At 46.5% G+C, this 4,917-nt stretch carries 3 protein-coding genes; all 3 read right to left on the bottom strand.

The genetic code is table 11. The annotated features are described in order from the left end of the window. Positions 1 to 53 precede the first annotated feature (53 nt). On the bottom strand, positions 54 to 1,511 hold the full coding sequence (locus tag H6S82_RS18120; RefSeq protein ID WP_190474062.1) for a YdiU family protein: 1,458 nt from the start codon (positions 1,509 to 1,511) through the stop codon (positions 54 to 56). 123 nt (positions 1,512 to 1,634) lie between these two features. Further along, positions 1,635 to 2,096, bottom strand: a complete 462-nt coding sequence (locus H6S82_RS18115; RefSeq protein ID WP_190474064.1) for a Spy/CpxP family protein refolding chaperone — start codon at positions 2,094 to 2,096, stop codon at positions 1,635 to 1,637. Positions 2,097 to 2,629: 533 nt separating this feature from the next. Continuing rightward, on the bottom strand, positions 2,630 to 4,917 hold a 2,288-nt coding region (locus H6S82_RS18110), incomplete at its 5' end, for a bifunctional (p)ppGpp synthetase/guanosine-3',5'-bis(diphosphate) 3'-pyrophosphohydrolase (RefSeq protein ID WP_242056998.1).

Genomic DNA, 4,917 nt, shown 5'->3' with positions numbered 1-4,917 from the left:
AAAAAAATAATTAAAGTAAGGTGGGCAATGCCCACCCTACAGAGATTAAATTCCTAATTTTTAGACCAAATACGCTTTAACAAATCGTAAAAAGGCTGCCAATTATCTTCTTGTACAATTGGCTCCCAAATCGATTCTATCACCGGACGAACTATGACTGTTATGGGATTGCGATCGCACAACATCCCCTCCACCTTATCCATCTCCTCAACAGGCAAACTCTGCAACACCAAATGATATAAATTTCGCCATTTATCGAACAAATTTGACTGCTCAAACGATTGTACAATAGCAGCACCATTGAAAATCTTACTGACATCTTCTCGCCACTTACTAGAAAAGTGCCGCCTTAATTCCGCAAAGAACTCGTGATAACCCACCTGAGTATCATTCAAAAGTTGAACAGTAAGGAAAAACAACTCATCTGCTGCTGCACTTTGCGTTCCCTCAAAACCCAACTTATTGAGCATCAACTGCTTATACATCGATAGATAATGCTCCTCAAACTGTGCCAAAGCAACTTCCATATCAGCTAGAGGAATCACCGCCACCAATGGTTGCTGAAGCATTTCCAAATTCAAATGACAAATACTTGCTTGATTGCTGTAACTATAACGCCCGTAATAATCAAAATATGCCGCCGTAAATTGGGGATTGTAAGTAGGGATAAAAGCATAAGGCCCATAATCGAAACTTTCCCCCGTAATTGACATATTATCTGTATTCAAGACAGCATGACAAAAACCAGCCGCCATCCATTGCGCCACTAATTCTGCCACCCGTTGCACTAATTGTGCGTAGAATTGGGAGTACTTGTCAGGTGTTCCTTGTAAAGCGGGATAATACTGTGCGATTACATGGTCTAACAGCTTTTGAATTAAATCCTTGCGACCGATATATTGCAAACGCTCAAACGTACCAAACCGAATATGCGAACGATTAAAACGCACCATCACCGATGACCGAGTAGGCGAAGGTTCATCTCCCCGCCATAAAGATTCGCCAGTTTCAATCATGCTCAAACAGCGAGATGTTCGCACACCCATTTGGTACAGCATTTCAGCTGCAAGAACTTCCCGCACGCCGCCTTTGAGAGTTAATCGTCCATCACCGCCGCGAGAGTAAGGCGTTCTACCGGAACCTTTCGTACCGAAGTCGTACAATTCCCCATCAGTTCCGCGAACTTGTCCGTAGAGAAAACCTCTGCCATCGCCCAAAAATGGGTTGTATTCGCCAAATTGATAACCGTGATAGCGCAACGCTAAAAAAGGCGATCGACCCTCAAACTTGCCAAAGGCTTCGATGAAATGGTAATCGGTTACTTGTTGAGGATCTAGTCCCAGTAGGGGAAGCAGTCGATCGTTCCGAAACCGCAGCATATGTCTGGGGAATTCAGCCGCTGCGACTCGATCGAAATAATCCTCTCCCAAACCTTCCAACGCCGGTTCATAATTGAGTGTCAGCAAAGGATTGGAGGAATTTGTATTTGTTCCGGTTGTAGCTGAGTTCATTTAAATTCAAATTGACTATTGCTTAAATTTTGCCAGTTATTTACAGAAATTAGACGGCTATGCGAAAAGGGAGGCTATCTCAAAAATAACCCCCCTGCTATAGATTTGTGAGTTGAGTATAATCTACCTTTGACTGCTGGGACGATTTTGTTGCACTTGCTGTTGCAGTCTTTGCAGTTGTTCTGCTGTCAAAACTCCTCGAATTTGCTGGTTAGAAGTTTCCACAATTGAGCGAATCCGATTGATTTTCTCTTGTTCTAAATTAAGGGAACGTAGTGCTGTACCGGGATTTTGGCCGGATTGAACTGCTTGGGCAAATCTATTCCGCTGGTCTGGAGTTAATACCGACTCAATTTGTTGTTGTCTGTTGACAAGAATATCTCGTATTTGTTGCACCTGCCCAGGAGTAAGACCCAATACTTCCTCTACTGTAGCTGGACGATTAGAAGGGTTTGTGGGTTGCGCGGGTTGTGCGGGAGGAGTATTGGGACTGGAGTTTTGTGAAAAGGCAATACCGGGTACAAGAGTAGCTAGGGCTACTGCGGTGGCGGCGAAGGAGATGCGCTGGGCGAGATTAAAAGCCATTCAAGAAAATCCTAAAAAACTGATAAGGATGAGTTTGGGCAGTTACGTTCTGCTAGATTTAGCAGACTGAAAGCGGACATCGGGCTGAGAACCGAAAGGCTTTGACGTTTGCTTGCTGCTACCCTGTTCCCCACAAATAGAGAAGGCTTCCCCTACAGCAGGTTTCTACGATACAGGCGATCGCAGATTCTCCTATACTAATCCTTGCAACTTATGCTGTGGCTCAACAGGTGGGGAGAATTTAGGATTTTTACAAGCGCAAATATAGCGTTCTGTTCCCCAGTTCTAGTTATACTCAGGAGCTGGTAAAATTTGTATGGAAACTAGACGACCAGCTTTTTATTCAAACAAATCTTGGCGCAATCCAACTACTCTGGGGCACAGAGGAAGTAATGCTTGGGAAAGGAACCACCTCTAGGTTGAGTACCGCAAGCAACTCAGTCCAAGTAGACTCGTTCAACCAAGAATCCCCCGATAGGAAATCGGGGGAGTGTCAAAAAAGCAGAACCAACCAGAGCGCAACTGTCAAGCACTTAGAGCTTTTGTTCTTCCACCTGACTGATGCGACGCAAATTCAAAACATCGCTCATTTTCTTAATTTGCACGAAAACACGCTCCAGCTGCTGATAATTTTCGATATCAATGCCCAAATCGATTAAAGCGGGGCGTCCCTCAAAGGTTTTTACCTGCGCGTTGCGGACATTGACATTATTATCGGTTAGACGAGAGAGGATATCTTTAAGAACTCCCACGCGATCGAGTACTTCAATTTGAATATTGACCGGATATGTTTGGGGACGAGCGCCATCCGAGTCGGTGGGATTCCACTTCACAGGTACGAGGCGATCGCCCTGCACGTTTTCCACATTGTTACATCCCTGCCTGTGGATAGAAATACCCCGACTGCTGCGCGTCACCACACCGATAATCGCTTCGCCGGGAATCGGATTGCAACACCCAGCCAGATAATAAAGCAATCCTTCCACTCCTGCGATCGGCGAGCTCGTGCGAGATTGTACCCCACCCTTACTGCCATTAGCAGATGCACTGGAACGCTGCGTTGTGGGAAGCGGCGGTAACACTTCTGGAGCGGGAGCAATAGGTTGCTGAGACTTCACAGCTTCTCGGATACGATTTACCACTAAGTTGAGCGTTACTTCCCCGTAACCCAAAGCAGCCAGTAAATCTTCTACACTATGGTAATTACATCGTTCCGCCACCGCCTGCATGGGTTCAGACTTCAGCAAAGCTTCAAAACCGCTTTTACCCAATTCCTTTTCTAACAGTTCCCGACCGCGAGCGACATTTTCGTCGCGGTGACTGCGCTTATACCATTGCCGAATCCTGTTTCTGGCGGAAGGAGTCACCACAAAATTCAGCCAATCCAAACTGGGGTGGCTGTTTTTCAGGGTGATAATTTCTACGATATCCCCATTCTTCAACGGCGTACCCAGCGGCACCATCCGCCCATTCACTTTAGCACCCGCGCAGTGATGACCCACCTCTGTGTGGATGCGATAGGCAAAATCGACTGGTGTCGCTTTCTGACTCAGGGAGATCACATCGCCTTTAGGCGTGAAGACGTACACATCGTCTTCAAATAAATTATCTTTGACGCTCTCAATATATTCCTGAGCATCTTTCAAATCGTTTTGCCATTCCAACAACTGCCGCAACCAGGTAAACTTCTCATCCGATGCTGTCAGCTGAGTGTTAGAACGACCGGTTTCCTTGTATTTCCAATGCGCGGCGATACCGTATTCCGCAATGCGGTGCATTTCCTGGGTACGGATCTGCACCTCGATCGGACGCCCCGTTGGGCCAATAACTACAGTATGCAGCGACTGATAGCGGTTGGGTTTCGGCAAACCGATGTAATCTTTAAATCTGCCAGGAACCGGTCGGAAGGCATCGTGAACAACTGCTAAAGAGCGATAGCATTCATCTTTGCTCTCGACAATAATGCGAATTGCCGCCAGATCGTAAATTTCATGAAATTCTTTTTGCTGGCGCTGCATTTTCAGGAAAATACTGTAAAGGTGCTTGGGACGACCGCTCAGCTCCTGGCAACGAATTCCCGTTTCTTCCAGACGCTCCCGCAGAATTTTTGTGACATTTGTGAGTCTTTCCTCTCGATCTGTGCGCTTTTCAGCAACTAACTCCTGTATTTGGCGATATGATTCGGTTTCCAGATATTTAAACGCCAAATCTTCCAGTTCCCACTTAAAGCGCCCGATCCCCAGACGATTGGCCAAAGGAGCAAAAATTTCTCGCGTTTCCTGAGCAATGCGGCGACGCTTTTCGTCAGACAGGTGTTCTAGCGTTCGCATATTATGGAGGCGATCGGCCAGTTTCACCACAATTACCCGAATATCTTGAGCCATTGCCAGAAACATTCGGCGGAAGTTTTCCGCTTGTCGCTCGGTTTTGCTGGAGAAATTTTCCGAAAACTTAGACAATTTGGTGACACCTTCCACCAATCGACGCACTTCTGAGCCAAACCGCTGTTCGATCTCTTCCACAGTGACATCAGTATCTTCAACGACATCGTGCAGGAATCCAGCTGCGATCATCGCCCCCGATCCGCCTAAATCTCGCAACAAACCTGCCACTGCAACTGGATGACAGATATAAGGTTCTCCGGATTTGCGATACTGTCCGTCGTGGAGTTTATAAGCAAATTCAAAGGCTCGACAAATTAACCCTGTGTCTGCGGGATCGCAGGCTTCTGGCCCAGCACACAAACATTCCTGTAGCCAGTCAGGAATTACACAGTGATTACTGGAAGTAGTCGAATTAGTCGAGGTAGTCGAATTAGTCG

This window comes from Planktothrix sp. FACHB-1355 (assembly GCF_014748295.1).
GTDB classification, from domain to species: Bacteria; Cyanobacteriota; Cyanobacteriia; order Cyanobacteriales; family Aerosakkonemataceae; genus Aerosakkonema; species Aerosakkonema funiforme_A.
Note: the sequence above shows the minus strand (reverse complement) of the source record. Positions and strands in the feature narration are given on the sequence as shown.

Excerpts from the sequence above, each read along its gene's own strand:
- H6S82_RS18115 (WP_190474064.1), bottom strand. The coding sequence starts at position 2,096 with ATGGCTTTTAATCTCGCCCAGCGCATCTCCTTCGCCGCCACCGCAGTA.
- H6S82_RS18120 (WP_190474062.1), bottom strand. The coding sequence starts at position 1,511 with ATGAACTCAGCTACAACCGGAACAAATACAAATTCCTCCAATCCTTTG.